We start from the raw sequence: 26,033 nt of genomic DNA on the forward strand, positions 1-26,033 counted from the left end.
GTTTTCGGGCGTCATCGGCTCCTGCATCGCAACCGGGGCCATGTCAGGCTCCGGAAACAGGGTCGGCTTCTGCGCGATCGGACGCACGGTGACGTCGCCATAGGTCTGCGGCGCGGGCGCCGGGACCTCGGCGACGGCCGCCGCGATGGCGGCGAGCGCCGCGCGCTCGACGTTCGGGCGCGGCGCGACCGGAGCGGCCGCAACCGGAGCGGCGGCCGGGATCTGAGCTTCCAGCTTCTGGGCGCGTTCGGCCAGGCGCTGATTGTCGGCGCGCAGACGCGCGGTGAGGTCGGCGAGCCGGCTCTCGGCAGCGGCGGCCGGTGCTGCGGGAGCCTGCTGTACCTGCGGCGCCGCATTCGCGACGGGAGCGGAGGTCGCCTGGCTGTTACGGGCGATCGCGGCCTGCTCGATGCCGGTGGCAACGACCGAGACGCGGATCAGGCCGTCGAGCGCTTCGTCGAAGGTGGCGCCGACGATGATGTTGGCGTCCTGGTCGACTTCCTCGCGGATGCGGGTCGCGGCTTCGTCGACCTCGAACAGCGTGAGGTCCTTGCCGCCGGTGATGGAGATGAGGAGGCCCTTGGCACCCTTCATCGAGCTGTCGTCGATCAGCGGGTTGGCGATCGCAGCTTCAGCGGCGGTCAGCGCGCGCTTGTCGCCGGAGGCTTCGCCGGTGCCCATCATCGCCTTGCCCATCTCACGCATCACGGCGCGGACGTCGGCGAAGTCGAGGTTGATCAGGCCTTCCTTGACCATCAGGTCGGTGATGCAGGCGACGCCCGAATAGAGCACCTGGTCGGCCATCGCGAAGGCGTCGGCGAAGGTGGTCTTCTCGTTGGCGACCCGGAACAGGTTCTGGTTCGGGATGATCAGGAGGGTATCGACCACCTTGTGCAGCTCGGCGATGCCGGCTTCAGCGGTGCGCATGCGGCGGCCGCCTTCGAAGTGGAACGGCTTGGTCACGACGCCGACGGTGAGGATGCCCATGTCGCGCGCGGTCTTGGCGATGACCGGTGCAGCGCCGGTGCCGGTGCCGCCGCCCATGCCGGCGGTGACGAACACCATGTTGGCGCCCGAGAGATGGTCGCGCAGCTCGTCGATCACCTCTTCCGCCGCCGCGGCGCCGACGTTCGGCTGCGAACCTGCGCCGAGCCCCTGCGTGACCGCGGTGCCCATCTGCACGATGCGCTGCGCCTTCGACATCGTCAGCGCCTGCGCGTCGGTGTTGGCGACCACGAAGTCGACGCCCTGCAGGCCCGCCGTGATCATGTTGTTGACGGCGTTGCCGCCGGCGCCGCCGACGCCGAACACGGTGATCCGGGGCTTCAGTTCGTGAATATCAGGAACATTGATGCTGATGGTCATGGTTGCCTCTCGATCACGCGCGCGTGGGTTCGCCCCGGCCGGCGGCCGCGGGAGTTGGTGAAAATGGGAAATTGCGGAAAGGAGTCATCAGAAGCCCTCGCGTAGCCATCGTCCCACCTTTCCGAAATAACCGCCGGTCCCTGTTCTGACCTGCTGCCGCGTATGCCGCGGTTCGACATGTTCCTGGTGAACATATTGCGGATAGACGAGGAGTCCGGCCGGCACCGCGAACGCGGCGTTCTTCGCCTCAACGGGCAGCCGCCCGAAGCCGAGGGGACGTCCGACCCGCACTGGCCGTCCGAGAATCTGCGTTCCGAGTTCGACGAGACCGGTCAGTTGCGAGGCACCGCCCGACAGCACGACGCGGCCGTTGGCCTCTGACGCGAAGGGCGAATCCTTCAGCCGGTCCCGGACCATTTCGAAGATTTCCTCGGCACGGTGCTTGACGATGTTGGCGATGGTGGCGCGGGAGACGATCTGCGGCAGATCCTGCTTGTCACCGGCTGTCGGTACAGACATCAGCTCACGCGAGTCCGATCCACCGGTGATGACCGTCCCGTATAAAGTCTTGATTCGCTCGGCATCGGCAATGGTCGCGGAGAGTCCGCGCGCGAGATCCATCGTGATGTGTTGCCCGCCGACCGCAAAACCCGCCGCATGCACGAAACGGCCGCCGGAATAGACCGCGATCGTCGTGGTGCCGGCCCCCATCTCGACGACGGCCGCGCCGAGGTCGGCCTCGTCGTCGGTCAGCACCGACAGACCAGCGACATAGGGGCTCGCCGCCATGGCTTCGACATTGATGTGGCAGCGTTCGACCGCGAGCATCAGGTTCCGCGCCACGGTGGCGTCGCAGGTGACGACGTTCATGTCGACGCCGAACTGGTGCGCGACCATGCCGCGGGGATCGCGGATGCCCTTGACGCCGTCGAGCGTGTAGCCGACCGGCAGCGCATGCAGCACGGTGCGGCCCTCGCCGGTGGCGTGACGCATGCCGGTGGAGGTGACGCGGCTGACATCGGCCGGCGTCACGGCGCCGCCGCGGATGTCGGCGGCGGCTTCGACCAGCTGGCCGGAGAGCCGGCCGCCCGAGACCGAGAGCAGCACGGACTCGACCCTCACCTTGGCCATCTTCTCCGCCAGCCCGACGGCCTGGCGGACCGCCTGCTCGCATTCGGTCAGATCGACCACCGCGCCGGCCTTCATGCCGCGCGACTGGATCTGGCTGTAGCCGATCAATTCCACCGCGTGGGTGCGGCCGCGCAAGGCATCGCTCGGCGCCGACGGCTTCAGCCGCGCGATCATGCAGGCGATCTTGCTGGTGCCGATATCGAGGCAGGCGACCAGGCCGCCGCGCTTGTGCGGCATCGGGCGCGTTTTCGGCGTCTGGGTGCGATCAAGACCGGTCATGCAGCGTCCCCGGCCTTCTTTTTCTTCTTGTCCTTGAACTGGTCTTCGCGCGCCTTGGCGGCGTCGTCGGACAGCTGCACCACCAGCCGATCCGGCAGGCGCATGTCGACCGCGACGATGTCGCGGGAGAACAGCCGGTCCTCCTTGTCGAGCCTCGACAGCATCGCAAGCGCGTTGCCGACGTCCTGCTCGGGCAGGCGGATGTCGAGGCCGTCCTTCAGCCTCAGGTTCCAGCGCCGCTCGCCGACATAGACCGCAGCCTTGGTCACCGCATTGACCTGCGGATAGCGCGCCAGCAGCGCGAGGAAATCGCGGGCCTGGGTGTCGGCGCCCTTGCCGACCACGAGCGGCAGCGACAGGAAGCGGCGCGAGACATAGGGCTCGAGCACGGCGCCGTCGTCGGCGATGACAGAGAGGCGGCCCGCCTCCTGCCACAGCGCGAACGCCTTGCGCTCGGTCAGCTCGATCATGAGCTGACCCGGATAGAGCTTCAGCACGGTCGCATCCGCGATCCAGGGATTGGCCTTGAGCTTGTCGCGCACGGCATCGGCGTCGAGGAACAGCAGCGAGGAGCGGCCGCTGACGCCGCCGATCGCGAGGATCTCGTCCTGGGTGAGCTGCTTGCGGCCGTTGATGACGACGGAGGTGATGCGGAAGCCGGCGGAATTGGCCATCGCGTTGCGGGCGTCGCTGACCGCGGTGATGAAGTCCTGGAGATGTCCGCCCTTGACGATGCCGAAGCCGCAGCTTCCGAGCAGCAGCAGCACGGTCATTGTGATCCCGACCCGGCGCGGCGCATAGCGCTCGACCAGCGCGACCACGCGCGGCGGCGGCTCGCGCTCGACGATGGCCTTGGCCCTGGCTTTGGTCCTGATCTTGGCGGCAGCGCGCTGCTGGTCGCGCTTGTCTTGCACCCACTCGCGCAGAAGCACGACCGCTCCGATAGCGGCCGCCTTCAGGTCAGCTTGGGGCCTCAGCGATCTGAAAAGCGACCGGGTGAGGCTTCCTGCTCCATCCATTGCACGAGCTCGTCAACAGTTTGCCCGCGACATCGCGCGGATCCTGGCGAACATGACGTCTCGGTGCCGGGCCGGGTGCTGGTCTTCAGCAGAAGAAGCCTCTCCCCTTCAAAGCGTTCGCTGGAGGTGACATCACCCGCCACAGCTCACGCGCCGGCAGCCAAAGCGCCATATGCGCCGCCAGCGTTAACCTTCGGATGTCCTGGTAAACAAAAGGTAAAATTCGTTAACGCGCGACGCTTTTTGCCCAGCCATGTGAGGGATTTATGCCGCGATGTCCGGCATTTTACCGGATTTGGCCGCCAAACCCGGGGCATTTCGCCCGCCCGGCCGTTAACCAGTCCTAATTATTTCCGCACACCGGGCACGGCGAGCTCGATCAGGCCGCGCAGGAAGTCGACGAAGTCGATGCCCTCGGCTTTCAGCGCCTTGGGGTAGAGCGAGGACTTGGTCAACCCGGGCAGCGTGTTGGTTTCGAGGTAGACGAGGCCCCGCTCCGAGACGATGAAGTCCGAGCGGGAATAGCCGGTGCAGGACATCGCCCGGTGCGCCAGCATCGCCTGCTCCTTCAGCGCCGCGGTGATCTCCGGCGAAAAGCGGCCGGGACAGATCTCCTGGGTCGAGCTCAGGAGATATTTCGCCGCGTAGTCGAAACTGCCCTCGCCCGGAATGATCTCGATCGGCGGCAGCGCGATGATCGAGCCGTCGGTGCGCTCCAGCACGCCGCAGGTCGCCTCGACGCCGGCGATGTAGGGCTCGATCACATACTCCTCGTGCTTGGCGGCATTGCGGACCGCGACGAGATCCTGCCTGGCGTTGACGAAGATCAGGCCGTAGCTCGAGCCGTCGCGCGCGGGCTTTGCGATCAGCTTTCCATACTCGGCGAAGGCCTCGTCGATGTTTTCAAGCGCAATGTTGGCCGGCGGCGTGACGCCGCCGAGCGCGGCGAAGCGCTTGGCCGCGATCTTGTCGAAGGCCAGATGCGAGGAGGCCGAGCCCGAGCCGGTGAACGGCACGCCGCGCGCCTCGCACATCACCTGCAATTCGCCGTTCTCGGCGCACCCGCCATGCAGGCCGAGCACCAGCACGCGATCTTCCGCCCTGGCCCGGTCGAGCGCCTGCGCGAGCGGAATGCCCGACGTGCCCGGCTTGAATTCGTCCTCGAACGGACGCGCATGCTCGAGCAGCTGCCTGGACTGCACCACATGCACCTTGTCCTCGACGTCCCACCACCAGAGGTCAGCCTCGGGCAGCGCCTGATGCAGCGCCTGCGCCGAAGCGACCGAAACCAGACGCTCGCGGTTGGAGCCGCCGAAGAGGATGGTGATGCGCATGTTCTCTGGTCCGTCACCTGTCTGTGTTCGTCATTCCGGGACGATGCGCAGCATCGAACCCGGAATCTCGAGATTCCGGGTTGCGCTTCGCGCCCCCGCAATGACACTCACGAGGAAATCCCGATCCGCTTGATTTCCCAGTGCAGCTCAATTCCGGAATTCGCCTTCACCCGCTCGCGCACGGTCTCGCCGAGCGTCTCGATGTCGTGGGCGGTGGCATCGCCGGTGTTGATCAGGAAATTGCAGTGCATCTCCGACACCTGGGCGCCGCCGACGCGCAGGCCCCGGCAGCCGGCGGCGTCGACCAGCTTCCAGGCGGAATGGCCGGGCGGATTCTTGAAGGTCGAGCCGCCGGTCTTTTCGCGGATCGGCTGCGCGCTCTCGCGGTGGCTTTGCACCTCCGCCATGCGCGCGCGGATCGCTTCCGCATCCCTGATCTCGCCGCGAAAGCGCGCGGAAGTGAAGATGATGGAGGGATCGACGCCGCTACTGCGGTAGACGAATTTCATGTCGGCATTGGAGAAGACATGCTTGGTGCCGTCGCGCCCGACGCCGCGCGCTTCGATCAGCACGTCCTTGGTCTCGCCGCCATTGGCGCCGGCATTCATGCGCAGGGCGCCGCCGATCGTGCCGGGAATGCCGAAAAAGAATTCGAGCCCGCCGATATTGACGGACGCCGCAACCTCCGCCACGCGCTTGTCGAGCGTGGCAGTGCCTGCGGTGACGACATCGCCATTCGCGGTCGCCTCGCCGAAGGCGCGCGGTGCCAGCCGGATCACGACGCCCGCAATGCCGCCGTCGCGCACGATCAAATTGGAGCCGACACCGATGACATAGACGGGAATGTCGACGGCAAGATGCGCCAGGAAATAAGCGAGATCGTCCTCGTCCGCGGGCGTGAACAGCACCTGCGCGGGACCGCCGACGCGAAACCAGGTGAGCTCGGCGAGCGACTGGTTGGCGAGCAGCCGGCCGCGCAAGTTTGGCATCGTGGCTTTGAGTGAAGGGGTGATATCGGGGAACGTCATCGCCCTACCCCAGCGCCTTCAATTCGCCGGGCAGCGCATACGCCCATTGCGTGATGTTGCCGGCGCCAAGGCACACGACGAGATCGCCAGACTTCGCCAATCCCTTGACGATCCCTGCGAGCTCCGTCGCCGCCGGCAGCGGGATCACGTCGCGATGGCCATGGGCGCGCAGGCCGGCGACGAAATGATCGCGGTCGATGCCGTCGATCGGCGCTTCGCCCGCGGCATAGACGTCGGCGACAACGACCGCATCGGCATCGTTGAAGCAGGTGCAGAATTCCTCGAACAGCGATTGCAGGCGGGTGTAGCGATGCGGCTGCACCACGGCGATCACCTTGCCGGTGTAGGAATCGCGCGCCGCTTTCAGCACCGCTGCAATCTCCACGGGGTGATGGCCGTAATCATCGATCACGGTGACGCCGTTCCATTCGCCGGTCTTGGTGAAGCGGCGCTTGACGCCGCCGAAGCCTGCGATCGCCTTGCGGATCGCCTCGTCCGAGACACCGAGCGTGTGCGCAACCGCAATCGCGGCCGTCGCATTCGAGGCGTTGTGCCGGCCCGGCATCGGCAGCGCGAGGTCGGCGATCTCATGCGTGGCGCCGGTCTTGCGGTCGCGGATCACGACCTTGAACTTCGAGCCGCCACCGCCCGCGGTGAGATCGACCAGCCGCGCATCGGCCTGCGGATTCTCGCCATAGGTGATGATGCGGCGGTCCTCGATCTTGCCGACGAGGTTTTGCACCACGGGATGATCGATGCACATCACGGCAAAGCCGTAGAATGGCAGGTTCTCGACGAAGTGACGGAAGGCGTCCTGCACGGCATCGAAGGTCTTGAAGTGGTCGAGATGCTCGGGATCGACATTGGTGACGATCGCGACATCCGTCGGCAGCTTCAGGAACGTGCCGTCGCTCTCGTCGGCCTCCACCACCATCCAGTCGCCGGCCCCCAGCCGCGCGTTGGAGCCGTAGGCGTTGATGATGCCGCCGTTGATCACGGTCGGATCGAGCCCGCCGGCATCGAGCAGCGTTGCGACCATCGTGGTCGTCGTGGTCTTGCCATGGGTGCCGGCGATGGCGACGCAGCTCTTCAGGCGCATCAGCTCGGCCAGCATCTCGGCGCGGCGCACCACGGGAATGCGCCGCTCGCGCGCCGCCATCAGTTCGGGATTGTCGCGCTTGATCGCGGTCGAGACCACGACGACCTCGGCACCATCGACATTCTCGGCCTTGTGGCCGACCGAAACCTTCGCGCCCTTCTTGCGCAGACGGTCGAGATTGTAATTGTCGGAGGCGTCCGAGCCCTGCACGGCGTAGCCGAGATTGACCAGCACCTCGGCGATGCCGCTCATGCCGATCCCGCCGATCCCGACGAAGTGGATGGGTCCGATCTCGCGCGGCAGTCTCATGCTCTGTTCCCTGACCTTGCCGCCGGAAAGGCGGCATCTGGCGAAGGTCACGGCCAAATCAGCCGCGCGCCCTGCCTACTGGATGCCCCGCTTTGGAAGACGAAGACAAGGGCTTTTTCGCGTCAGATTCCCGCGACCTTGACCACCAGATCGGCAAGCCGCTCGGCGGCATCGAGCCGCCCGGCCCCCTTCGCCGCCGTGGCCATGGCGGCAAGGCGCGCCGGTTCGGCGGCGAAGCCGGAGATCTCGGCGGCGAGGCGGTCGGAGGTGAACTCGGTCTGCGGGATGCGAATGGCGCCGTCGACCCTGGCCAGCACGCCGGCATTGGCGAACTGATCCTGGTCGATCGAGCCCGGCAGCGGTACCAGGATCGAGGGCCGTCCGATCGCGGCAAGCTCGGCGACGGTGCCGGCGCCGGAGCGCGACACGATCAGATGATTGGAGGCGAGCCGCGCCGGCAGATCAGCGAAGAAAGGCGCGAGCTCGAACTTGATCTTGAGCCGGTCGTACACCGCACGAACACGCGCCATATCCTCGTCGCGCACCTGCTGGGTGAGGATGAGACGGCTCCACAGCGCAGGCTCGAGCCGCTCGATCGCGCCCGGCACGATGTCGGCCATGATGCGCGCGCCCTGGCTGCCGCCGACGACGAGCAGGCGCAGCGGACCGTTCACCTCGGGTGCTGCGTAGGGCACGGCAGCGGCTGCGAGCACCGCGGGACGCATCGGCGTACCGACAGTCGTGGTCTTCCCTGCCAGCGCGGGGTCGCGGTCGAGCACACCGGGCAGCGACGTCGCGATGGCGTTGACGCGGCTCGACAGGAACCGGTTGGCGCGACCGAGCACCGCATTGGCGTCGTGGATGATGCCAGGCACGCCGGCGAATTTTGCCGCGACCAGCGGCGGCAGCGTCGGATAGCCGCCAAAGCCGACGACGGCGGCCGGCTTCAATCGCTTGATCAGGCCGTAGGCGGAGAGCGTACCGACGACGAGCGTGAGGCCGGCATAGGCGAGCTGGAACGGATTGCGGCCGCGCGCGGTCTCGCTGGAGACGACGTCGATCATGTCCTTGCTGAACAGCCCGCTATAGCGCAGCGCGCGCTCGTCGGTGACGAGGCGGACGCGAAAGCCGCGCCGGATCAATTCGACGCCAAGCGCCTCGGCCGGAAACAGATGGCCGCCGGTGCCGCCCGCGGCGAGAAGAATCAGGGGAGAGGTGTCCATGGTGAGGGAGTTTTACAGGGTCTTTCTCGTCATTGCGAGCGAAGCGAAGCAATCCAGACCGTCTCCGCGGAGGGATTCTGGATTGCTTCGCTTCGCTCGCAATGACGACGGACTACGCGTAACTCCGCATCGCCTCGGCATGGCCGCTGGCCTCGACCTCGGTGCGTGGACGCAGCCGTGTCAGCGCCAGCATCATGCCGACGCCATAGGCGAGCGAGACGATCGAGGAGCCACCATAGGAGATGAACGGCAGCGTCATGCCCTTGGCGGGGATGAGCTGCAGGTTGACCGACATGTTGATCGCCGCCTGCACGCCGAACAGGATCGCAAGGCCGGACGCGGCAAAGCGCGAGAACATGTCCTCATTGGCATAGGCCCGCGACAGCGTGCGGATGACGACGAAGGCGAACAGCGCCAGCATGGCGAGGCACAGAACGATGCCGAATTCTTCGGCGGCGACCGCGAACACGAAGTCGGTATGGCTGTCCGGCAGGCTGCGTTTTGCAATGCCCTCGCCCGGGCCGAGGCCGAGCCAGCCGCCGTTGTAGAAGGCCTCCATGGCGGTATCGACCTGGAAGGTGTCGCCCGAGGCCGGGTTCATGAAGCGCTTGATGCGACCCGCGACGTGCGGGACGAAAAGATAGGCGCTGAACAGGCCGGCGGCGGCGGCGCCTGCAAGACCGAACACCCAGATCATGCGCATGCCCGCAATGAAGAACAGCGAGCCCCACACCATCAGGATCAGCATGGTCTGGCCGAAGTCCGGCTCCATCACCAGCAGCGACACCAGCATCAACAGCAGCACCAGTGCCATCGAGGTCGCCGGCATCTCCGGCCGCTTGGTCGATTCCGCGAACAGCCAGGCCGCGATGACGACGAAGGACGGCTTTGCGATCTCGGAGGCCTGGATGTTGACGCCGAGCAGCGTGATCCAGCGCCGCGAGCCCTTCACTTCGGGACCGATGGCGAGCGTCACCACGATCAGGATGATGCTGACCGTGAAGATGATCAGCGCCGAGCGGCGGATCGCGCGCGGCGACAGGAAGGACACCCCGAGCAGCACCAGGCAGGACGGGAGCAGGAACATCACGTGGCGGCTGAAGAAGTGGAAGGGATCGAGCCCGATGCGGGTCGCAACCGGCGGGCTCGCCGCCAGCGACAGGATCACGCCGGTGAGCATCAGCGCCAGAATGGCACCCATCAGCGGCTTGTCGACGGTCCACCACCACTCGGAAAAGGGGGTGCGTTCTTCACGGGAGAGCATGGGCGGCCGCTTTCGGACAGAGGTCCGTCCATTGGTCGCCGAGGTTGGTTACCGGGGAGTTAAGGAAATCGATGAAGTTGTGCACAGTCTCGTGCCCCGGACGCAGCGCAGCGCCCTTGCGGTGCGCTGCAGAGACGGGGCCCATTGTCGCTTCTGGGTCCCGGCTCTGCGGAGCGTCACTTCGTGTCGCACCGGGTCCTGGACACGAGAGTCATCACACCACCGGCTTCACACCCGGCAACGCCTGCACCAGCTCGCGGAACTTGGCACCACGGATCTCGAAATTGCGGTACTGGTCGAAGGAGGCGCAGGCCGGTGACAGCAGCACGACGGCATCGGCAAGCCCGGATGCCTCCGCATCGCGCGCGGCGTGTTCGACCGCGACGTCCAGCGTCTGGCTGATCTCGTGCGGCACCGTGCCCAGCGTTCCCGAGAACTCCTGCGCGGCTTCGCCGATCAGATAGGCCTTTCGGATGCGCGGGAAATAGCCGGTCAGGCTCGTGATGCCACCCGCCTTGGGCTTGCCGCCAGCGATCCAGAAGATATCGGCGAACGACGACAGCGCGTGCGCGGTGGCGTCGGCGTTGGTGCCCTTGGAATCGTTGACGAACAGCACGTTGCCGCGACGACCGACCTGCTCCATGCGGTGCGCCAGTCCCGGAAAGCTGCGCAGCCCGTTCTGCAGCACCTCCTGGCTGATGCCCATCGCGAGCGCGGCGGCGGCCGCGCAGGCCGCGTTCTGCGCATTGTGCAAGCCGCGCAGCGAGCCGATGCCGCCGAGTACGGCAACCTCGCTGCGGGCGCCACCCGAGGCGCGCACGATATTGCCGTGCTCGACATAAATGCCGGAGGCGAGCGGATTCCTGACCGAGATCCGCACCACGTTCTTGCCGGAGCGCTCGAGCCGGTCGGCGACATCGCGGCAATAGCCGTCATCGACGCCGACGATCGAGGTGCCGCCCGCCTGCACGCCCGCGACAAGACGTTCCTTCACCGCAGCGTAGTGTTCGATCGTGCCGTGCCGATCGATGTGGTCCTCGCTGACATTGAGCAAAATGCCGACGGAGGGATCGAGCGAGGGCGTGAGGTCGATCTGGTAGGACGACATCTCGATGACGTGGACGCGGCCCATGCGCGGCGGCTCCAGCGACATTATCGCGGTGCCGATATTACCGCCCATCTGGGTATCGTAGCCGGCGACCTTAGTCAGATGCGCGATCAGCGCCGTCGTGGTCGACTTGCCGTTGGTGCCGGTGATGGCGACGAACGGCGCGTTCGGCGCGTGACGCCGCCGCTCACGGCAGAAAAGCTCGATATCGCCAATGACCTCGACGCCGGCTTCGCGCGCCTTCAGCACGCTCCAGTGCGGCACCGGATGCGTGAGCGGCACGCCGGGTGCGAGCACGAGCGCGGCGAAATTCGCCCAGGAGACGTTGCGCAAGTCAGCGGTGATGAAACCGGCCTGCGCTGCCTTGGCGACGTTCTCGGCATTGTCGTCGGCGGCGACCACGTCGGCACCACCCGCCTTCAGCGCATGGCAGGAGGCGAGCCCCGAGCCGCCGAGGCCAAACACCGCGACCGTCTTGCCGGCGAAGGATGTGACCGGGATCATGACTTTACTCTCGTCATTCCGGGGCGACGCGTTAGCGTCGAACCCGGAATCTCGAGATTCCGGGTTCTCGCTTCGCGAGCCCCGGAATGACAGCAAGAGGGAATCACCGCGACCATCACCGCAGCTTCAGCGTCGAGAGGCCGGCGAGCGCCAGCATCACCGAGATGATCCAGAACCGGATCACGATCTGCGGCTCGGTCCAGCCGAGCTGCTCGAAATGGTGATGGATCGGCGCCATGCGGAAGATCCGTTTGCCCGTCAGCTTGAACGACACCACCTGCACGATGACGGAGACCGCCTCGAGCACGAACAGGCCGCCGATCACCGCCAGCACGATCTCGTGCTTCACCGCGACCGCGATCGCGCCGAGCATGCCGCCGAGCGCGAGCGAGCCGGTATCGCCCATGAAGATCGAGGCCGGCGGCGCGTTGAACCAGAGGAAGCCGAGACCAGCGCCCAACAGCGCGCCGCAGAGCACCGCGAGCTCGCCGGTGCCGGCGACATATTTGATCTGCAGATAATCGGCGAACACCGCGTTGCCGGCGAGATAGGCGATCATCGCAAAGCTCGCGGTCGCGATCATCACAGGCACGATGGCGAGGCCGTCGAGGCCATCGGTGAGGTTCACCGCATTGCCGGCGCCGACGATGACGAAGGCGCCGAAGATGACGAAGAACCAGCCGAAATGCAGCACCGTGTCCTTCAGGAACGGGATCGTCAGCGCGGTCGACGCAGGATCGCGGTTCAGCCGCACCAGCGCGTAGCAGGCGACCAGCGCGATCGCCGCCTCGATCAGCAGGCGGAGCTTGCCGCCGAATCCGGTCGTGGTCTGCTTGGTCACCTTGAGATAGTCGTCATAGAAGCCGACGAAGCCGAAGCCGAGGGTCACGGCGAGCACGATCCAGACATAGGGATTGAGCGGATTGGCCCACAGCACGGTGCCGACCGTCAGGCCGGACAGGATCATCAGGCCGCCCATGGTGGGCGTGCCCTTCTTGCTGAGATGCGATTGCGGTCCGTCGGCGCGGATCGGCTGGCCCTTGCCCTGGCGGATGCGCAAATGGTCGATGATCCACGGCCCGAACAGGAACACGAACAGCGCGCCGGTGACGACCGCGCCGCCGGTGCGGAAGGTGATGTAGCGGAAAACATTCAGGAGGGTCCGAAAGGCCCCCAGGCTCGGAAATGTATTGGAGAGCTCGATCAGCCAGTAAAACATTCAGACGGTCCTATGGCGCCGTTCGCACGCAACCTTGCTCGGTCCCGACGTGCTTCACGCGCATTCGTTGGTCTTCTTCATGGGGTCGGGCGACCTCTGGGACGACGGACGGCTTGGTGCCGCAAACGGCGGGATTGGGAACTGCGCCTTCCAAGCAGTTTACGCCTTTGCCTGCAAGGCGGCCACTAGGCCCGGCACAAACTTGTTGACCCAGAACATCTTCTTGCTGCCCTTGACAACCACGACATCGCCTGCCTGCAGCAGGCTCGCGACCTCACCCGGCTTCAGCGTGGCGGGATCGTCGTGCCAGCCGAGGCCCTTGCCTGATGGCAGCACGTCATAGAGGTTGCGCATCAGGGGGCCGACGCAATAGACGCCGTCGATGCCGTCGAGATATTTGGTGAGGCCGGTGTGATAGCCAGGTGCGTCGTCGCCCAGCTCAAGCATGTCGCCGAGCACCGCGATGCGGCGACCACCGGTCACGTGGCGCGCCTGCAGGCTCCGCAGCGCGGCCGCCACGCTGGCCGGATTGCCGTTGAAACTGTCGTCGATCACGGTGATACCGCCGACCGCCTGCTCGACGCCGCGGCCGGTCATGATGCCGACACGGTCGAGCTTGATCGCGAGCGTCGCCGGATCGAGGTTCGCGGCACGGATCGAGGCGAGCGCGGCCAGCGCGTTCTGGACGCGGTGCGGCGCGCCCGGCGTCAGGCTGAAGGCGATCTCCTTCTTGCCGATCATCGCCACGACCTGCCAGCTCTCGCCGTGCGGCGCGTGCGCGACCTCGTGCACCTCGGCATGCTCGCCGAAGCGCACCACCTTGCCCTTCCACTCCGACGCCTTGATGCCGGCGGGCAGCACCAGCACGCCGTCCTCGGGCAAGCCGAGCGCGATCGATACTTTCTCGTGGCGGATCGCCTCGAGCGAGCCGAGCTTTTCCAGGTGCACGGGCTGAACGTTGACGACCAGCGCGACGGTCGGCCGCGTCAGCTCACTGAGCCGCGCGATCTCGCCTTTCTGGTTCATGCCCATCTCGACGACCCAGAGGCTGGCATCTGCCTTCGCATTGCATAGCGTCAGCGGCACGCCCCAGAAATTGTTGAAGCTCGACGGACTCGCATAGGCGTTCGGATAAGCCGCCAGGAATTCCTTTGTGCTGGTCTTGCCGGCGCTGCCGGTGAGGCCGATCACCGGCCCGCGGAAACGCGCGCGTGCGGCGCGCGCGAGGCCCCAGAGACCGTCGATCAGCGTGTCCTTCACGACGATCTGGGGAATGCGGATGCCCGGGATCTCGTGCGGCACGATCATCGCAACCGCCCCTGCAGCTTCCGCCTTGTCCGCGAACTCCCAGCCGTCGCGCGCGCTGGCGAAGGCCGAGATGAAGCCGCCGCTTGGCGTGCCGCTGAGCGCAACGAACAGGCTGCCCGGCTTCACCAGACGGCTGTCCTGGGTGACGAAGTCGATCGGCGTGTCCGGAAACGATCCGGCCGCGCCCAGCGCGCGCGCCACTTCGGGAACCGACCAAATTGGCGCGCTCATGCAACCCTCGACGCTAATGCGGCGGCGACCGCCTCATGATCACTGAAGGGCAGCACCTCGCGGCCGACGATCTGCCCGGTCTCGTGTCCCTTGCCGGCGACGAGCAGCGCATCGCCCTCCTGCAACTCCTCGATCGCCACGCGAATAGCCTCGGCGCGGTCGCCGATCTCGCGCGCGCCCTTCGCGGCGGCAAGGATCGCAGCGCGGATCGCCTCCGGCTTCTCGCTGCGCGGATTGTCGTCGGTGATGATGACGCCGTCGGCGTTCTCGGCTGCGATCCCGCCCATGATCGGGCGCTTGCCGGCATCGCGATCGCCGCCGGCGCCGAACACGACGATCAGCCTACGCTTCGCATAGGGCCGCAGCGCCTGCAGCGCCTTCGCCAGCGCATCGGGCTTGTGCGCGTAGTCGACGAAGATCGGTGCGCCGTTGCGCTCGCCGACGCGCTCGAGCCGGCCCTTGGCGCCTTCGAGATGCTCGAGGCTGGCAAACACGCTAGCGGCGTCGCTGCCGGTCCCGATGGCAAGGCCGGCCGACACCAATGCGTTTTCGATCTGGAATTCGCCGACCAGCGGCAGCCGGACGGAATAGCTCTTGCCGCGATGTTCGAGCGCCAGCTTTTGCGAGAACCCCTCGACGACGGCCTCGGTGAGACGAATACCCTCGCCTGCCCCATTGCCGTTGCGCCCGACCGGCATCACGCGCAGGCCGCGCGACGTCGCGGCCGCGATCGCCTCCGCCGAGCAATCATGATCGGCCGAGATCACCGCGGCCCCATCAGGGGCGACCAGCTCGCGGAACAGGCGGAGCTTTGCGGCGAGATAATGCGCGACGGTCGGATGGTAATCCATGTGGTCGCGCGAGAGATTGGTGAAGCCGCCGGCGGAGACGCGCACGCCATCGAGGCGATATTGGTCGAGCCCATGCGAGGAGGCCTCGAAGGCGAGATGCGTGACGCCTTCGCGCGTGATCTCGTCCAACTGCCGGTGCAGCGCGATCGGATCCGGCGTCGTCAGCGAGCCATAGACGGTGCGCTTGGGCGAGACGAGGCCGATGGTTCCGATGCTGGCCGAGGCGTGCCCCAGCCGCTCCCAGATCTGGCGCGTGAACGCCGCAACCGAGGTCTTGCCACTGGTGCCGGTCACCGCGGCAATGGTCGTGGGCTGCGACGGGAAGAATTTTGCCGCCGCCAGCGCCAGCGCCCGGCGCGGATTGGCGACCGCGATGAACGGCACCTCGCAGGAGGCCGGCGCCTGGTCGCCAACCACGGCGACCGCGCCTGCGGCAATTGCGGCATCGATGAAGCGCGCGCCGTCAGTCTTGCTGCCTGCCAGCGCGAAGAAGAGGTCGCCGGGCTTGACGACGCGGCTGTCGAGCGCAACGCCGGTCACCTCGAGAGCCGCGACAGCGGGCACGGGTGCGGCATCATTGCCCAGAACGTCCTGACCTATGAGGTCGCGCAGCTTCATCGTCTTCCAATCGACATGCCGTGCCGGAAAGCCGAATCGTCAGGAAAAGCCGAATCAGCACCGGCGATGGCCACCCCAGTTGATTACTGGGTTGTCCGGGATGCTGCAAGAATAAGGCGTTCGGACGGCGGCAGGTCGAACCGCGGCTCGACGCCCAGCAGCGGGGCGATCCGCTCGATCACCTTGCCGCCGGTCGGCACCGCGTTCCAGCCCGAGGTGATGAAACCCTTGGTTTCCGGGATAGCCTGCGGCTCGTCCAGCATCACCAGGATCTGATATTTCGGATCATCGCAGGGCATGATAGCGGTGAAGGAGTTGAGCACGCGCTTCTTGGCATAGCGGCCGTTGATGACCTTCTCGGACGTGCCGGTCTTGCCGCCGACATAATAGCCCTTGATGTCTGCCGTCTTGGCGGTGCCGATCTCGGCATTGAGGCGCATCAGGAACCGCATCTTGTCGCTGGTCTCGGTCTTGATGACGCGCTTGGCCATCGCCGCAGCTTCGGACTCGCTGCGCTTCATAAAAGTTGGCGGAATCAGATAGCCGCCGTTGACCAGCGCGTTGATGCCCATCACCGCCTGCAGCGGCGCCACCGACATGCCCTGGCCGAACGCGATGGTCACGGTGTTCAATTCGCCCCAGCGGCGCGGGATCAGTGGCGCCGCACTCTCCGGCAGCTCGGTGCGCAGCCGCGTCAGCTGGCCCATCTTGGCGAGGAACGCCTTGTGCGCCTCGACGCCCTGGCCGAGCGCGATCCGCGCCGCACCGATGTTGGACGAATAGGTGAACACTTCCTTGGTGTTGATGAAGCGCCCGAGCGGATGGCTGTCGTGGATGGTGAACTTGCCGTAGTGCAGGTTTCCGCGCGCATCCCACGACGAGTTCAGATTGATCTTTCCGGAGTCGAGCGCCATCGCCAGCGTGAACGCCTTGAAGGTCGAGCCCATCTCGTAGACGCCCGTGGTCAGGCGGTTGATGCGGTCAGGATCGTGCGCCTCCTTCGGATTGTTGGGATCGAAGTCCGGCAGCGAGACCATCGCCACGATCTCGCCGGTCTTGACGTTGGAGACGATGCCGGAGGCGGCCTTGGTGTGGTACTTCTCCTTGGCCTTCAAGAGCTCGTCGCGCAGCGCGTGCTCGACGCGCAGGTCGATCGACAGCTCGATCGGCTTTTGCAGCCGGTCGGTGGCAAAGCCGGCGCGGTGGAGATCGGCGAGCCCTTGATTGTCGAGCCACTTCTCCATGCCGGCGATGCCCTGGTTGTCGATGTTGACGAGACCGATGAGGTGGGCGACCTCGTTGCCGGTCGGGTAGACGCGCTTGTTTTCGCGCAGGAAGCCGATGCCGGGAATGCCGAGCTTGTGGATGTCCTGCTGCTGCTTCGCCGTGACCTCGCGCTTCAGCCAGACGAAACCCTTGCGCGTCCGGAGGCGCTCGCGCACCTCGGCCTCATCGAGGTCGGGCACGGTCGCGGTCAGAAGCTCGATCGCTTCGTCCTTGTCGATGATGCGGCGCGGCTCGCCGAACAGGCTCGAGGCCTTGACGTCGGTCGCGAGGATCGCGCCGTTGCGGTCGACGATGTCGGGCCGCGCGGTCGCGACCACTTCCTGCGACGCGGCACGGCGCGCACTGTGCGCGTCGGCGCCGATCGCGAACATCACGAGCCGGCCGCCGATCAGGGCATAGACCGAGGCGAAGGCGAGCATGGCAAGGCCGACGCGCGCGCGCGCCTTGGCCGCGCGGTCGACATTGCGCCCGTAGAGCAGGCTGCGGACCAGCCGCTGCCGCCAAGGTTCGGTCGGCTTTTCATTGGGTTTTGCAGGCGCCGGGCTCATTGCTGGTCCTCGGGCTGAGGCACGGAGCCCGTCACGGTGTCAGGATCGCTCGCAGCTTCGATGGTGTTGAGCATCGCGCCGATCGGGTCGGGCTCGCCGGGTCTGAACAGCCGCGGCGGACGCTCGGGCAAATTCTTCAGCGAGTCATATTGCGTGCCGTTGACCGGCTTGAGCGGCAGATGCCGCTCGGCTAGGCCCTGCAGGCGCAGGGGCGCATCGAGCTTGGCCCATTCAGAGCGCAGCGAAGCGATGGCATCGCGCTGTTCGCGGATCTCCGCATGCAGCCGCAGCACCTTCTCGGTGCGCGCGGTGGAGTCCATCTTGATCCGGTAGACATAGGCCGCCGCGAAGATCAGCGCGCCGATGACGAGGAGGTGGATGATACGCATGGGCTAGCCTCCCCTCATCACGTCGGAGAGTTTTGGCCAGGGCGATTGCTCGTCGTCGTCATGCGCAGGCGCATTGGTGCGCTCGGCGGCGCGCAGCTTGGCGGAGCGCGCGCGCGGATTGTTCGCGACTTCTTCTTCGCCAGCGACCACGGGCCGCCGCGTCAGCAGCTGGAAGCTCGGCGCGACTTGCGACACCTCCGGCAGATGCCGCGAGCCGCCGCCTGTCTTGGAACGCTCGGCGAGGAAATTCTTGACGATGCGGTCTTCCAGCGAATGGAACGAGACCACGACGAGCCGACCACCGGGCTTGAGCACCCGCTCGGCGGCTGCGAGCGCGGTCTGGAGCTCATCGAGCTCTTCATTGACGAAGATGCGCAGGGCCTGGAAGGTCCGCGTCGCGGGATGGATGTCGCCCGGCTTGGAACGCACGATCCTGCCGATGAGATCGGCGAGCGAGCGCGTGGTCGTGAACGGGGTTTCCTGCCGGTCGGCGACGATGGCGCGGGCGATGCGGCGCGACTGCCGCTCCTCGCCGAGCTTATAGATGATGTCGGCGAGATCGCCTTCCGAGGCGCGCGCGACCACGTCGGCGGCGGTCGGGCCCGTCTGCGCCATGCGCATGTCGAGCGGACCGTCGAGACGAAACGAAAAGCCGCGGCCGGCCTGGTCGAGCTGCATCGAGGACACCCCGACGTCCATCACGACACCGTCCACCGCATCGACGCCTTGCGCGGCACAGACGTCGGCAAGATTGGAGAAGCGATCCTCGACCAGCGTCAGCCGGCCTGCGGAACGCTCGACAAGATCGGCCCCACCCGCAATCGCAGTGCGGTCGCGATCGATGGCAATAAGGCGCGTTCCCGGCACATCGAGGATGGCGCGGCTGTAGCCGCCGGCGCCGAAGGTGGCGTCGACATAGATGCCGTCCGCACGCGGCGCGAGATGGTCGATGGCCTCGCGGCCGAGCACGGGAATGTGAGGAGCGGAACTCATGCGCCGCGCCTGCCGAACGACCAAACCAGATCGGGGGCGAACCAGCCCATAACGCCTCGAATGATTCCGCGTCGCGGCGGTTCCACGACCAAGCCCTTGTCCAACGTGGTTACCGAACCCGGTGGTCCCGGGCCGCACACCCAGAGTTCCCAGTGGAATTTGTCGGGCAGCCATGGGATTTCGAGCCAAAATACGCCTTGGCCGCCTCCGGACGCGGGTCGGCTCTTCATCTCTCAGTAACGGCCCTTAGCGTTAAGAAAGCGTTGATCGCCTCGTTACAAGTCGCAAAGGAGAGGCGATGGTGATGCCTCATCCACACACCTTGTTCAAAATGCATCCGTTAACCGCGTCGCGCGATTGCGCACGGCGGAGGGTAAAGGAATAGTAAAGAGAAGGGCTTGGCCCACTCCCCTGTTCCGACTTGAGCTGCTTATGTCGTCCGGTTCGCCGTCTGGATCTGATTCGAAGCGTCAGCGCGTTCTCCCGGTTCCCAAGGCCGCGGCGAACATGCGGCCGTTCGAACCGGATTCCTCGATCGTCTCCGACATCATCCCCTCGCCGAACTATGGCGAGCGCAACAAGGGTCGGCAGGCGGATATGATCGTGCTGCACTACACCGGCATGCCCGACGTCGAGGGCGCGCTGGCCCGGCTGTGCACGGCGGGCACGGAAGTGTCGGCGCATTATGTCGTGCTGGAGGACGGCCGCATCGTGCAATGCGTGCCTGAGGCCAAACGGGCCTGGCACGCCGGTGTCTCGTCCTGGGGCGGCGAGGACGACGTCAATTCCTGCTCGATCGGCATCGAGATCGTCAACCGCGGCCATGACTGGGGCTATCCGGAATTTCCGCTGCGCCAGATCGCGGCCGTGATCGCGCTGTGCCGCGGCATCATGCTCCGCCGCAAGGTACCCGCGCACCGGGTGCTCGGCCATTCCGACGTTGCGCCTGCCCGCAAGAAGGACCCCGGCGAAAAGTTTCCGTGGCATTCGCTGGCCAATTCCGGCGTCGGTCACTGGGTGACGCCCGCCCCGGTCGTGCGCGGCGAGAGCCTGATGCTCGGCACCATCAGCGACGCGGTGCTGAGCATGCAGCAGGCGCTTGCAAAATACGGCTATGGCGTGCCGCTGACCGGCAAATACGACGCCGCGACCATGGAGGTGGTCACAGCCTTCCAGCGCCATTTCCGCCCGGCGCGGCTGGATGGTGTCGCAGATCATTCGACGCTGTCGACCCTGCAGGCGCTATTGGCGAGCCTGCCGCCGGAGGGGACGGCGGACGCGTCGAAGTGACATAGCGGTCATTCCGGGGCGCACGAAGTGCGAACCCGGAATGACGGAGCTAGTTGTCCATCTCCCTCACCCGCCGCGCATAGAGCCGTCGCAACGGCTCGAGCTGCGTCGCCTCCGTTGCCGCACGATACGCCTCGCGCGCTTCCTGCTTCCGCCCCAGCCTTCGCAACAGATCCGCGCGCACCGCGGGCAGCAGCTCATAGCCATCGAGACCGCCGCGCGCCGCGGTCGCATCGACGAGATCGAGCGCGCGCGCCGGGCCGTCGACCATCGAGACCGCCGCGGCGTGGTTCAGCTCGATCACCGGCGACGGGTTGATACGCAGCAGCACCTCGTAGAGGCCGGCAATCTGCGGCCAGTCGGTCGCCTCAAAGCTCGGCGCGCGCGCATGCAGCGCGGCGATCGCGGCCTGCACCGCATAGGCTTGCGGCCGGCCGGGTATGCGCAGCGCGTCATCGACGAGACGCAAGCCCTCTTCGATCTGCGTACGATCCCACAGCGTGCGGTCCTGCTCCTCCAGCAGCACGATATCGCCGGCGGCCGTCTCGCGCCCGGCGCGCCGCGCATCGTGCAGCAGCATCAGGGCCAGCAAGCCCTTAGTGCCGCCGCGACCGGGCACCAGCCGGTCGAGCAAGCGACCGAGACGAATGGCTTCGATGGCGAGATCCGGCCGCATCAAATCCGCGCCCGAGGTGGCGACATAGCCTTCCGTGAAGACGAGATAGATCACGGCCAGCACGCCGTTGAGCCGCGGCGCCAGCGCCTCGCGCTCCGGCACCTCATAGGGAATGCCGGCAAGCCTGATCTTCTGCTTGGCGCGGACCAGCCGCTGCGCCATCGCCTCCTCGCTGACCAGGAAGGCGCGCGCCACCTGCGCCGTCGACAGCCCGCAGACGGTGCGCAGCGTCAGCGCGACCTGGACCTCGGGCGCGAAGGCGGGATGGCAGCAGGTGAAGATCAGCCGCAGCATGTCGTCATCGAGCATCGCCGGCGGCTCGTCGACGCCGAGCGCGTTCAGCTCGATCTCATGCACCAGCGCCTGCTGCTTGCCGCGGAAGACGGCCCGGCGCCTGACGCGGTCGATCGCCTTGTTGCGGGCGACGTTGACGAGCCAGGCGCGCGGATTGTCGGGCCGCTCGCAGACCGGCCAGCGATCGAGCGCTACCGCAAAGGCGTCCTGCAGCGCATCCTCGGCAAGATCAAAATCGCCGACGAGGCGGATCAGCGTGGCCAGCGCCCGTCCCGCCTCGTCACGGAAAATCTTGTCGATCTCGCTTGGGGTCATCGAATGATGCTTTGCACGTCATTCCGGGGCGTGCGAAGCACGAACCCGGAATCTCGAAGTATGGTGCGAGATTCCGGGTTCTCGATTCGCGAGCCCCGGAATGACGGCTTCGCCGTCACTTGTCGTAGACCCAGATCGGCCGCACCTCGATCGAACCGACGCGCGCGCTCGGAATTCGCGCGGCGATCTCGATCGCCGCATCGAGATCCTTGGCTTCGATCAGATAGTAGCCACCGAGCTGCTCGCGCGTTTCCGCGAACGGTCCGTCGGTCGTCAGGGTCTTGCCGTCGCGCACGCGCACCGTGGTCGCGGTGGTTGTCGGCCGAAGCCGGTCGCCGGCCTTGAAATTGCCGTTCCGGATGATGGATTGCGTAAAGGCCTCATACTCCGCCGACATCTTCTGGGTGGTTCCCGTGTCGATCTTCGCGTACTCGGCTTCGTTCTGGTAGATCATCAGCAGATACTGCATCGCTTCACTCCTGTTGTTCGGCTGTGTCGCCCAGATCCAGTCGAACGGGGGGCGCTCCAAACGACATCTTCAGGATAAATTATTTTCGAGAATGCGTGCGCCGCGATCTCGGCTTGACGGAACAGTCACAAATGCTCCATGCGTAATCCCGTCAGTCGGCCGGACGGCCGCTCCGGCAGGTGCCGAAAGGCCGCCGGGGAGGAAAGTCCGGGCTCCCTTGACATGCGGTGCCGGATAACATCCGGCGGGGGCAACCCCAGGGAAAGTGCCACAGAGAACGAACCGCCCGCCGTCGCCCCTAACGGGGCTATGGCGTGACAAGCCCTCGGGCTCGCCACGCCGAAGCTGCGCAAGCAGCGTAGGCGGGTAAGGGTGAAAAGGTGCGGTAAGAGCGCACCGCGGCGCCGGCAACGGGGCCGGCATGGTAAACCCCACCGGGAGCAAAACCGAATAGGGACGGCGTAGCGGGCTGTTCGCGCAAGCGATAACGCCGCGGGGCGATGTCAGGCCCGCCGTCCGGGTAGGTTGCTCGAGGCCATGTGCAAACATGGTCCCAGAGGAATGGCCGTCACGTATCGTTCGCGCAAGCGGGCGGTGCCCTACAGAACCCGGCTTACAGGCCGGCTGATAATCTAAAGCGTTTTCGAGCGAAGTGGTTTTCCGGTTCGCGTCAAGAGAACGCGTCTTAACTAGGAAGCAGCGAGGGGTCCGATGCCAGCGCATCGGACCCCTCACCATTTTTGCCGAGCGCGCAACCATTCAAATGGTGTCATTCCCGGGCGTGCGAAGCACGAGCCCGGAATCCATCGCGCGGCAGTGTCGGTGGATGAATGGATTCCGCGTTCTCGCTTCGCGAGCCCCGGAATGACGGCTGTGGGTCAGGCGACGATCTCGTTCAACACCGCCATCAGCTCCTCCGGCGCAGTCACATTCGGTGCGTGACTGGCATCGAGCTCGAAATAGCGCCAGCCATCCTCGTTCTTCGCCCGCTGTGCGAACTGCCCGAACACATCGCCCGGCGGAATGCGCTTGCAGTAGATGTAGCTGCGCGGCATCGCCGGCTCGCCATGCGCGAGCTTCAGCTTCGTCTCACAGCATTTGATCGGCATCGTAACGCGGCGCGCGTTAAGCCAGTCGAGATCGGCCTGCGGCGTATCAGGCGGCGGCGGGTTCGGCGGGATGCGGTAGCCGTCTCCGGCGGCGGCTGCCTTGCGCATCGGCTCGCGCCCGCCTTCGTTGAGATCGAACAGCGATTGCCCGTCGCGCGGCACGAAGGCATCGAGATAGATCAGCTGCGTGACGCGTTCGCGGGCGCGATCGGCGACGCCGGTGGCGACCATGCCGCCATAGCTGTGGCCGAGCAGCACGATGTCATTGAGATCCTCGAACCTGATGACGTTGAGGATGTCCTGGATGTGCGTGTCGAGATCGATCGCGGGGTTCGCGAGATGTTCACGCTCGCCGAGCCCGGTATAGGTCGGCGCGACCAGGCGGTGACCGGCCTGTGCCATCAGCGGATGCATCTTCTTCCAGGACCATCCGCCGGACCATGCGCCATGACAGAGCAGAAAAATCTTCGAGCGTCCGGCCATCTGCATTTTCCATCGTTGGTGTCGGCACGATGGAGTGTAGTGGCGGGTCGCGCCAAGTAAACTTCACGACCGCTTCAGGCGGCGCGCGAATCCTTCACAAGTACCGGAGCGAACGCGGCGGCCTCGCGCCGCAGCTTTGCGGCCTCGAAGCCGTGCATGCCGATCTGCCATTGCAGGCCGACGATGGCGCCCTTGGTCGGCTGCAAGAGCGCGAGCGAAGCAAACAGCGTGACCGGCAGCCACACGGCCAATTGCAGCCAGACCGGCGGCGCATAGGCGGTCTCGATCGCGAGGATCGCAGGCACGACGAGATGACCGACCACGACCATCACCAGATAGGCCGGAAAATCATCGGCGCGCTGGTGAAAAAGCTCCTCGCCGCAATGGTCGCAACTGTGTGCGACTTTCAGGAAACGGCCGAACATATGTCCTTCGCCGCAGTTCGGGCACTTGCCCAGGAAGCCGCGCCACATTGCCTTGGTGAGAGAGACTGAACCGGTGGCCATGACCGCACCTCTTCCGTTTTGCTGATCCATACAATATTATCTTGTATCCATACATTCAAAGGATATGGGCCTCAATTGCATGGATTGGACCCCTACAATCTCGGAGCTGAGCGGACCGCGCTATCAGCGCATCGTCGAGGCCATGGAGGCCGACATCGCCGCAGGCAGGCTGGTGCGCGGCCAGCAACTGCCGACGCAGCGCGCGCTCGCCAAGGCACTCGGCATCGACCTCACCACCGTGACGCGCGCCTACACCGAGGCGCGACGCCGCGGCATCATGGAGGCCCGCGTCGGCCAGGGCTCGTTCGTGTCGGAGACCAGCGCGCGCCGCGCGGTCGACCTGCCGCATCCGGTCGCGATCGACCTCTCGATGAACGTGCCGCCGCATCCGCTCGAGGCACAGCTCGACGAGCGCATCGTCGCGGGGCTGGAGGCCCTCCGCGCGCAATCGGGCCTGACCGCGTTCCTGAACTATCAGCCGCCCGGCGGCAGCGCGCATGAGCGCGAGGTCGCGGCACGCTGGATGCGGTCGCGCGTCCCGCACGCGCATGCCGACCGGCTCGTGATCTTCCCGGGCGCGCAGACGATCCTGTTCAACCTGCTCGCGCACCTCGCGCGTCCTGGTGACGTTGTGCTGACGGAAGCGCTCACCTTCCCCGGCATCAAGGCCGCCGCCGCGCGGCTCGGCGTCAAGCTCGTCGGTGTCGCCATGGACGAGGACGGCATCCTGCCCGATGGCCTGGCGAAGGCTTGCCGGGCACATAAGCCGAAGGCCGTCTACCTCATCCCGACGCTGCACAATCCGACCACCGCGACGCTTCCGCCCGAGCGGCGCAGCGCCATCGCGAAGATCATCCGCGATGCCGACACGATCCTGATCGAGGACGACGCCTACGGGCTGCTCGATCGCGCGGCCTCGCCGATCGCGAACCTCATTCCGGAACGGGCCTATCTTGCAACCACGCTGTCCAAATGCATCGCGCCGGCGCTGCGCGTCGCCTATCTGATGACGCCCGACAATGCCGCGCAGCAGGAGATGCGCGCCTGCTTGCAAGCGACGGTGCAGATGCCGGCGCCGCTGATGGTCGCGCTGGTGACGCACTGGATCGAGAGCGGCATTGCCGATCGCATCATCACCGCCATTCGCAACGAGGCGATCGGCCGGCAGCAGCTCGCGCAGCGGGCACTGAAAGGATTCCAGTTCCTGGCCAAACCCGCCGCCCACCATCTGTGGCTACGATTGCCGGAGAGCCGGCCCGATGTCGCGGCGCATCTGCTGCGGAATGGCCTCGCGATCGTCGCGGGCGATGCCTTCACCGTGGCCGGAGCACCGCCGCACGCGGCGCGCGTCTCGCTGGGCGCTGCGCGTAACAGGGCGGAGTTGACGGAAGCGCTGCGTATCCTGGTCGGCGCGCTGCACAAGCCCGCCGACACCAGGCAGATCGTCTAGATTCTTCTTACTGGTGATGACGGCGATGGCGCGGGCGAACGGCCGGCGCAACGGCTGACGGATAAGCCGCATAGGCCTCGCTCGGGAGCACAGCCTCGCCACGGGCTGCGCGCGCGGCGGGCGTGAGCTGGCCGCCATTGAGCACATCGCGGTCGGGATGCGCAGCCTGATAGGCTGCAGGCTCGGAAAACTGTGCCTGGGCCAATGTCGGCGCCAGGGCAGCGGCCGACAACAGCGCGGCCGCAACGGCCATGTTCACGCGGGTCATGATCTGCTCCATCATCTCATCAGGGACGGCGCGGCATGACGCCCGGAAGGCCCCCAGGATTGAAGT

22 protein-coding genes and 1 other RNA gene are annotated in these 26,033 nt (G+C 66.2%); 3 read left to right on the top strand and 20 right to left on the bottom strand.

The window, feature by feature from the left end; all coding sequences use genetic code 11:
* The 15 genes from ftsZ to rsmH form a co-directional block, all read right to left on the bottom strand.
* Window positions 1–1,365: cell division protein FtsZ (gene ftsZ, locus A5906_RS33835; RefSeq protein ID WP_245327049.1), on the bottom strand; the 1,365-nt coding region annotated here is incomplete at its 3' end.
* An 87-nt stretch (window positions 1,366–1,452) separates the two neighbouring features.
* Window positions 1,453–2,775 (bottom strand): cell division protein FtsA, encoded by a 1,323-nt coding sequence (gene ftsA / locus A5906_RS33840; RefSeq protein WP_080139448.1) that lies wholly within the window; start codon window positions 2,773–2,775, stop codon window positions 1,453–1,455.
* Complete coding sequence (locus A5906_RS33845; RefSeq protein WP_080139449.1) at window positions 2,772–3,794, bottom strand: cell division protein FtsQ/DivIB; 1,023 nt, start codon at window positions 3,792–3,794, stop codon at window positions 2,772–2,774. Before A5906_RS33845 ends, ftsA begins: the two co-directional genes overlap by 4 nt.
* 347 nt (window positions 3,795–4,141) lie before the next feature.
* Entirely contained in the window at window positions 4,142–5,128 is a 987-nt protein-coding gene (locus A5906_RS33850; protein ID WP_080139450.1) for a D-alanine--D-alanine ligase family protein, read from the bottom strand.
* A gap of 107 nt (window positions 5,129–5,235) precedes the next feature.
* Entirely contained in the window at window positions 5,236–6,156 is a 921-nt protein-coding gene (gene murB, locus A5906_RS33855; RefSeq protein WP_080139451.1) for a UDP-N-acetylmuramate dehydrogenase, read from the bottom strand.
* A 4-nt stretch (window positions 6,157–6,160) separates the two neighbouring features.
* Complete coding sequence (gene murC / locus A5906_RS33860) at window positions 6,161–7,564, bottom strand: UDP-N-acetylmuramate--L-alanine ligase (protein WP_080139538.1); 1,404 nt, start codon at window positions 7,562–7,564, stop codon at window positions 6,161–6,163.
* A 122-nt stretch (window positions 7,565–7,686) separates the two neighbouring features.
* On the bottom strand, window positions 7,687–8,787 hold the full coding sequence (gene murG, locus A5906_RS33865) for an undecaprenyldiphospho-muramoylpentapeptide beta-N-acetylglucosaminyltransferase (protein WP_080139452.1): 1,101 nt from the start codon (window positions 8,785–8,787) through the stop codon (window positions 7,687–7,689).
* A 112-nt stretch (window positions 8,788–8,899) separates the two neighbouring features.
* A complete protein-coding gene (gene ftsW, locus A5906_RS33870; RefSeq protein ID WP_080139453.1) occupies window positions 8,900–10,051 on the bottom strand; it encodes a putative lipid II flippase FtsW in 1,152 nt (383 codons plus the stop codon).
* A 214-nt stretch (window positions 10,052–10,265) separates the two neighbouring features.
* Complete coding sequence (gene murD / locus A5906_RS33875) at window positions 10,266–11,663, bottom strand: UDP-N-acetylmuramoyl-L-alanine--D-glutamate ligase (RefSeq protein ID WP_080139454.1); 1,398 nt, start codon at window positions 11,661–11,663, stop codon at window positions 10,266–10,268.
* Window positions 11,664–11,778: 115 nt separating this feature from the next.
* Window positions 11,779–12,882 (bottom strand): phospho-N-acetylmuramoyl-pentapeptide-transferase, encoded by a 1,104-nt coding sequence (gene mraY, locus A5906_RS33880; protein WP_080139455.1) that lies wholly within the window; start codon window positions 12,880–12,882, stop codon window positions 11,779–11,781.
* Window positions 12,883–13,041: 159 nt separating this feature from the next.
* Window positions 13,042–14,421, bottom strand: coding sequence for a UDP-N-acetylmuramoyl-tripeptide--D-alanyl-D-alanine ligase (locus A5906_RS33885; RefSeq protein WP_080139456.1), 1,380 nt, complete (start codon window positions 14,419–14,421; stop codon window positions 13,042–13,044).
* Entirely contained in the window at window positions 14,418–15,890 is a 1,473-nt protein-coding gene (locus A5906_RS33890) for a UDP-N-acetylmuramoyl-L-alanyl-D-glutamate--2,6-diaminopimelate ligase (protein WP_080139457.1), read from the bottom strand. The genes A5906_RS33885 and A5906_RS33890 overlap by 4 nt, the downstream gene beginning before the upstream one ends.
* A gap of 83 nt (window positions 15,891–15,973) precedes the next feature.
* The gene (locus A5906_RS33895; protein ID WP_080139458.1) at window positions 15,974–17,725 is read right to left on the bottom strand and encodes a peptidoglycan D,D-transpeptidase FtsI family protein; all 1,752 of its coding nucleotides are present in this window, start codon (window positions 17,723–17,725) and stop codon (window positions 15,974–15,976) included.
* A complete protein-coding gene (gene ftsL, locus A5906_RS33900) occupies window positions 17,722–18,114 on the bottom strand; it encodes a cell division protein FtsL (protein ID WP_080139459.1) in 393 nt (130 codons plus the stop codon). The genes A5906_RS33895 and ftsL overlap by 4 nt, the downstream gene beginning before the upstream one ends.
* A gap of 3 nt (window positions 18,115–18,117) precedes the next feature.
* Window positions 18,118–19,107 carry a 16S rRNA (cytosine(1402)-N(4))-methyltransferase RsmH gene (rsmH, locus tag A5906_RS33905; protein ID WP_080139460.1) on the bottom strand — a complete coding sequence of 330 codons (990 nt, stop codon included), beginning with the start codon at window positions 19,105–19,107 and terminating at the stop codon, window positions 18,118–18,120.
* A 507-nt stretch (window positions 19,108–19,614) separates the two neighbouring features.
* On the opposite strand from rsmH, the gene A5906_RS33910 reads away from it, so the two are divergent.
* The gene (locus tag A5906_RS33910; protein WP_080139461.1) at window positions 19,615–20,397 is read left to right on the top strand and encodes an N-acetylmuramoyl-L-alanine amidase; all 783 of its coding nucleotides are present in this window, start codon (window positions 19,615–19,617) and stop codon (window positions 20,395–20,397) included.
* A gap of 49 nt (window positions 20,398–20,446) precedes the next feature.
* Here A5906_RS33910 and A5906_RS33915 read toward each other — a convergent pair whose 3' ends face one another.
* Window positions 20,447–21,682 carry an RNA polymerase sigma factor gene (locus A5906_RS33915; RefSeq protein WP_080139462.1) on the bottom strand — a complete coding sequence of 412 codons (1,236 nt, stop codon included), beginning with the start codon at window positions 21,680–21,682 and terminating at the stop codon, window positions 20,447–20,449.
* A 115-nt stretch (window positions 21,683–21,797) separates the two neighbouring features.
* Complete coding sequence (locus A5906_RS33920; protein ID WP_080139463.1) at window positions 21,798–22,151, bottom strand: YciI family protein; 354 nt, start codon at window positions 22,149–22,151, stop codon at window positions 21,798–21,800.
* A 151-nt stretch (window positions 22,152–22,302) separates the two neighbouring features.
* On the opposite strand from A5906_RS33920, the gene rnpB reads away from it, so the two are divergent.
* Window positions 22,303–22,783, top strand: an RNA gene (gene rnpB, locus A5906_RS33925) — RNase P RNA component class A.
* Between the two features lie 246 nt (window positions 22,784–23,029).
* Here rnpB and A5906_RS33930 read toward each other — a convergent pair.
* The gene (locus tag A5906_RS33930; protein WP_080139539.1) at window positions 23,030–23,743 is read right to left on the bottom strand and encodes an alpha/beta fold hydrolase; all 714 of its coding nucleotides are present in this window, start codon (window positions 23,741–23,743) and stop codon (window positions 23,030–23,032) included.
* Window positions 23,744–23,817: 74 nt separating this feature from the next.
* Window positions 23,818–24,279: a DUF983 domain-containing protein gene (locus A5906_RS33935; protein ID WP_080139464.1), complete on the bottom strand. Its 462-nt coding sequence runs from the start codon at window positions 24,277–24,279 to the stop codon at window positions 23,818–23,820.
* A gap of 49 nt (window positions 24,280–24,328) precedes the next feature.
* Here A5906_RS33935 and A5906_RS33940 point away from each other — a divergent pair, with 49 nt between their 5' ends.
* Window positions 24,329–25,699, top strand: coding sequence for an aminotransferase-like domain-containing protein (locus tag A5906_RS33940; protein WP_080139465.1), 1,371 nt, complete (start codon window positions 24,329–24,331; stop codon window positions 25,697–25,699).
* A gap of 7 nt (window positions 25,700–25,706) precedes the next feature.
* On the opposite strand, the gene A5906_RS33945 is transcribed toward A5906_RS33940, so the two are convergent.
* Window positions 25,707–25,967 (bottom strand): hypothetical protein, encoded by a 261-nt coding sequence (locus A5906_RS33945; RefSeq protein WP_080139540.1) that lies wholly within the window; start codon window positions 25,965–25,967, stop codon window positions 25,707–25,709.
* Window positions 25,968–26,033: the final 66 nt, after the last annotated feature.

It is taken from the genome of Bradyrhizobium sacchari, assembly GCF_002068095.1.
Classification (GTDB): Bacteria; Pseudomonadota; Alphaproteobacteria; order Rhizobiales; family Xanthobacteraceae; genus Bradyrhizobium; species Bradyrhizobium sacchari.

Excerpts from the sequence above, each read along its gene's own strand:
- murB (WP_080139451.1), bottom strand. The coding sequence starts at position 6,156 with ATGACGTTCCCCGATATCACCCCTTCACTCAAAGCCACGATGCCAAAC.
- A5906_RS33885 (WP_080139456.1), bottom strand. The coding sequence starts at position 14,421 with ATGAGCGCGCCAATTTGGTCGGTTCCCGAAGTGGCGCGCGCGCTGGGC.
- A5906_RS33930 (WP_080139539.1), bottom strand. The coding sequence starts at position 23,743 with ATGGCCGGACGCTCGAAGATTTTTCTGCTCTGTCATGGCGCATGGTCC.
- A5906_RS33920 (WP_080139463.1), bottom strand. The coding sequence starts at position 22,151 with ATGCAGTATCTGCTGATGATCTACCAGAACGAAGCCGAGTACGCGAAG.
- murG (WP_080139452.1), bottom strand. The coding sequence starts at position 8,787 with ATGGACACCTCTCCCCTGATTCTTCTCGCCGCGGGCGGCACCGGCGGC.
- A5906_RS33945 (WP_080139540.1), bottom strand. The coding sequence starts at position 25,967 with ATGACCCGCGTGAACATGGCCGTTGCGGCCGCGCTGTTGTCGGCCGCT.
- murD (WP_080139454.1), bottom strand. The coding sequence starts at position 11,663 with ATGATCCCGGTCACATCCTTCGCCGGCAAGACGGTCGCGGTGTTTGGC.
- A5906_RS33895 (WP_080139458.1), bottom strand. The coding sequence starts at position 17,725 with ATGAGCCCGGCGCCTGCAAAACCCAATGAAAAGCCGACCGAACCTTGG.
- ftsL (WP_080139459.1), bottom strand. The coding sequence starts at position 18,114 with ATGCGTATCATCCACCTCCTCGTCATCGGCGCGCTGATCTTCGCGGCG.
- A5906_RS33910 (WP_080139461.1), top strand. The coding sequence starts at position 19,615 with ATGCGGCCGTTCGAACCGGATTCCTCGATCGTCTCCGACATCATCCCC.
- murC (WP_080139538.1), bottom strand. The coding sequence starts at position 7,564 with ATGAGACTGCCGCGCGAGATCGGACCCATCCACTTCGTCGGGATCGGC.
- ftsA (WP_080139448.1), bottom strand. The coding sequence starts at position 2,775 with ATGACCGGTCTTGATCGCACCCAGACGCCGAAAACGCGCCCGATGCCG.
- A5906_RS33845 (WP_080139449.1), bottom strand. The coding sequence starts at position 3,794 with ATGGATGGAGCAGGAAGCCTCACCCGGTCGCTTTTCAGATCGCTGAGG.
- A5906_RS33940 (WP_080139465.1), top strand. The coding sequence starts at position 24,329 with ATGGATTGGACCCCTACAATCTCGGAGCTGAGCGGACCGCGCTATCAG.
- A5906_RS33935 (WP_080139464.1), bottom strand. The coding sequence starts at position 24,279 with ATGGATCAGCAAAACGGAAGAGGTGCGGTCATGGCCACCGGTTCAGTC.
- A5906_RS33890 (WP_080139457.1), bottom strand. The coding sequence starts at position 15,890 with ATGAAGCTGCGCGACCTCATAGGTCAGGACGTTCTGGGCAATGATGCC.
- ftsW (WP_080139453.1), bottom strand. The coding sequence starts at position 10,051 with ATGCTCTCCCGTGAAGAACGCACCCCCTTTTCCGAGTGGTGGTGGACC.
- A5906_RS33915 (WP_080139462.1), bottom strand. The coding sequence starts at position 21,682 with ATGACCCCAAGCGAGATCGACAAGATTTTCCGTGACGAGGCGGGACGG.
- rsmH (WP_080139460.1), bottom strand. The coding sequence starts at position 19,107 with ATGAGTTCCGCTCCTCACATTCCCGTGCTCGGCCGCGAGGCCATCGAC.
- A5906_RS33850 (WP_080139450.1), bottom strand. The coding sequence starts at position 5,128 with ATGCGCATCACCATCCTCTTCGGCGGCTCCAACCGCGAGCGTCTGGTT.
- mraY (WP_080139455.1), bottom strand. The coding sequence starts at position 12,882 with ATGTTTTACTGGCTGATCGAGCTCTCCAATACATTTCCGAGCCTGGGG.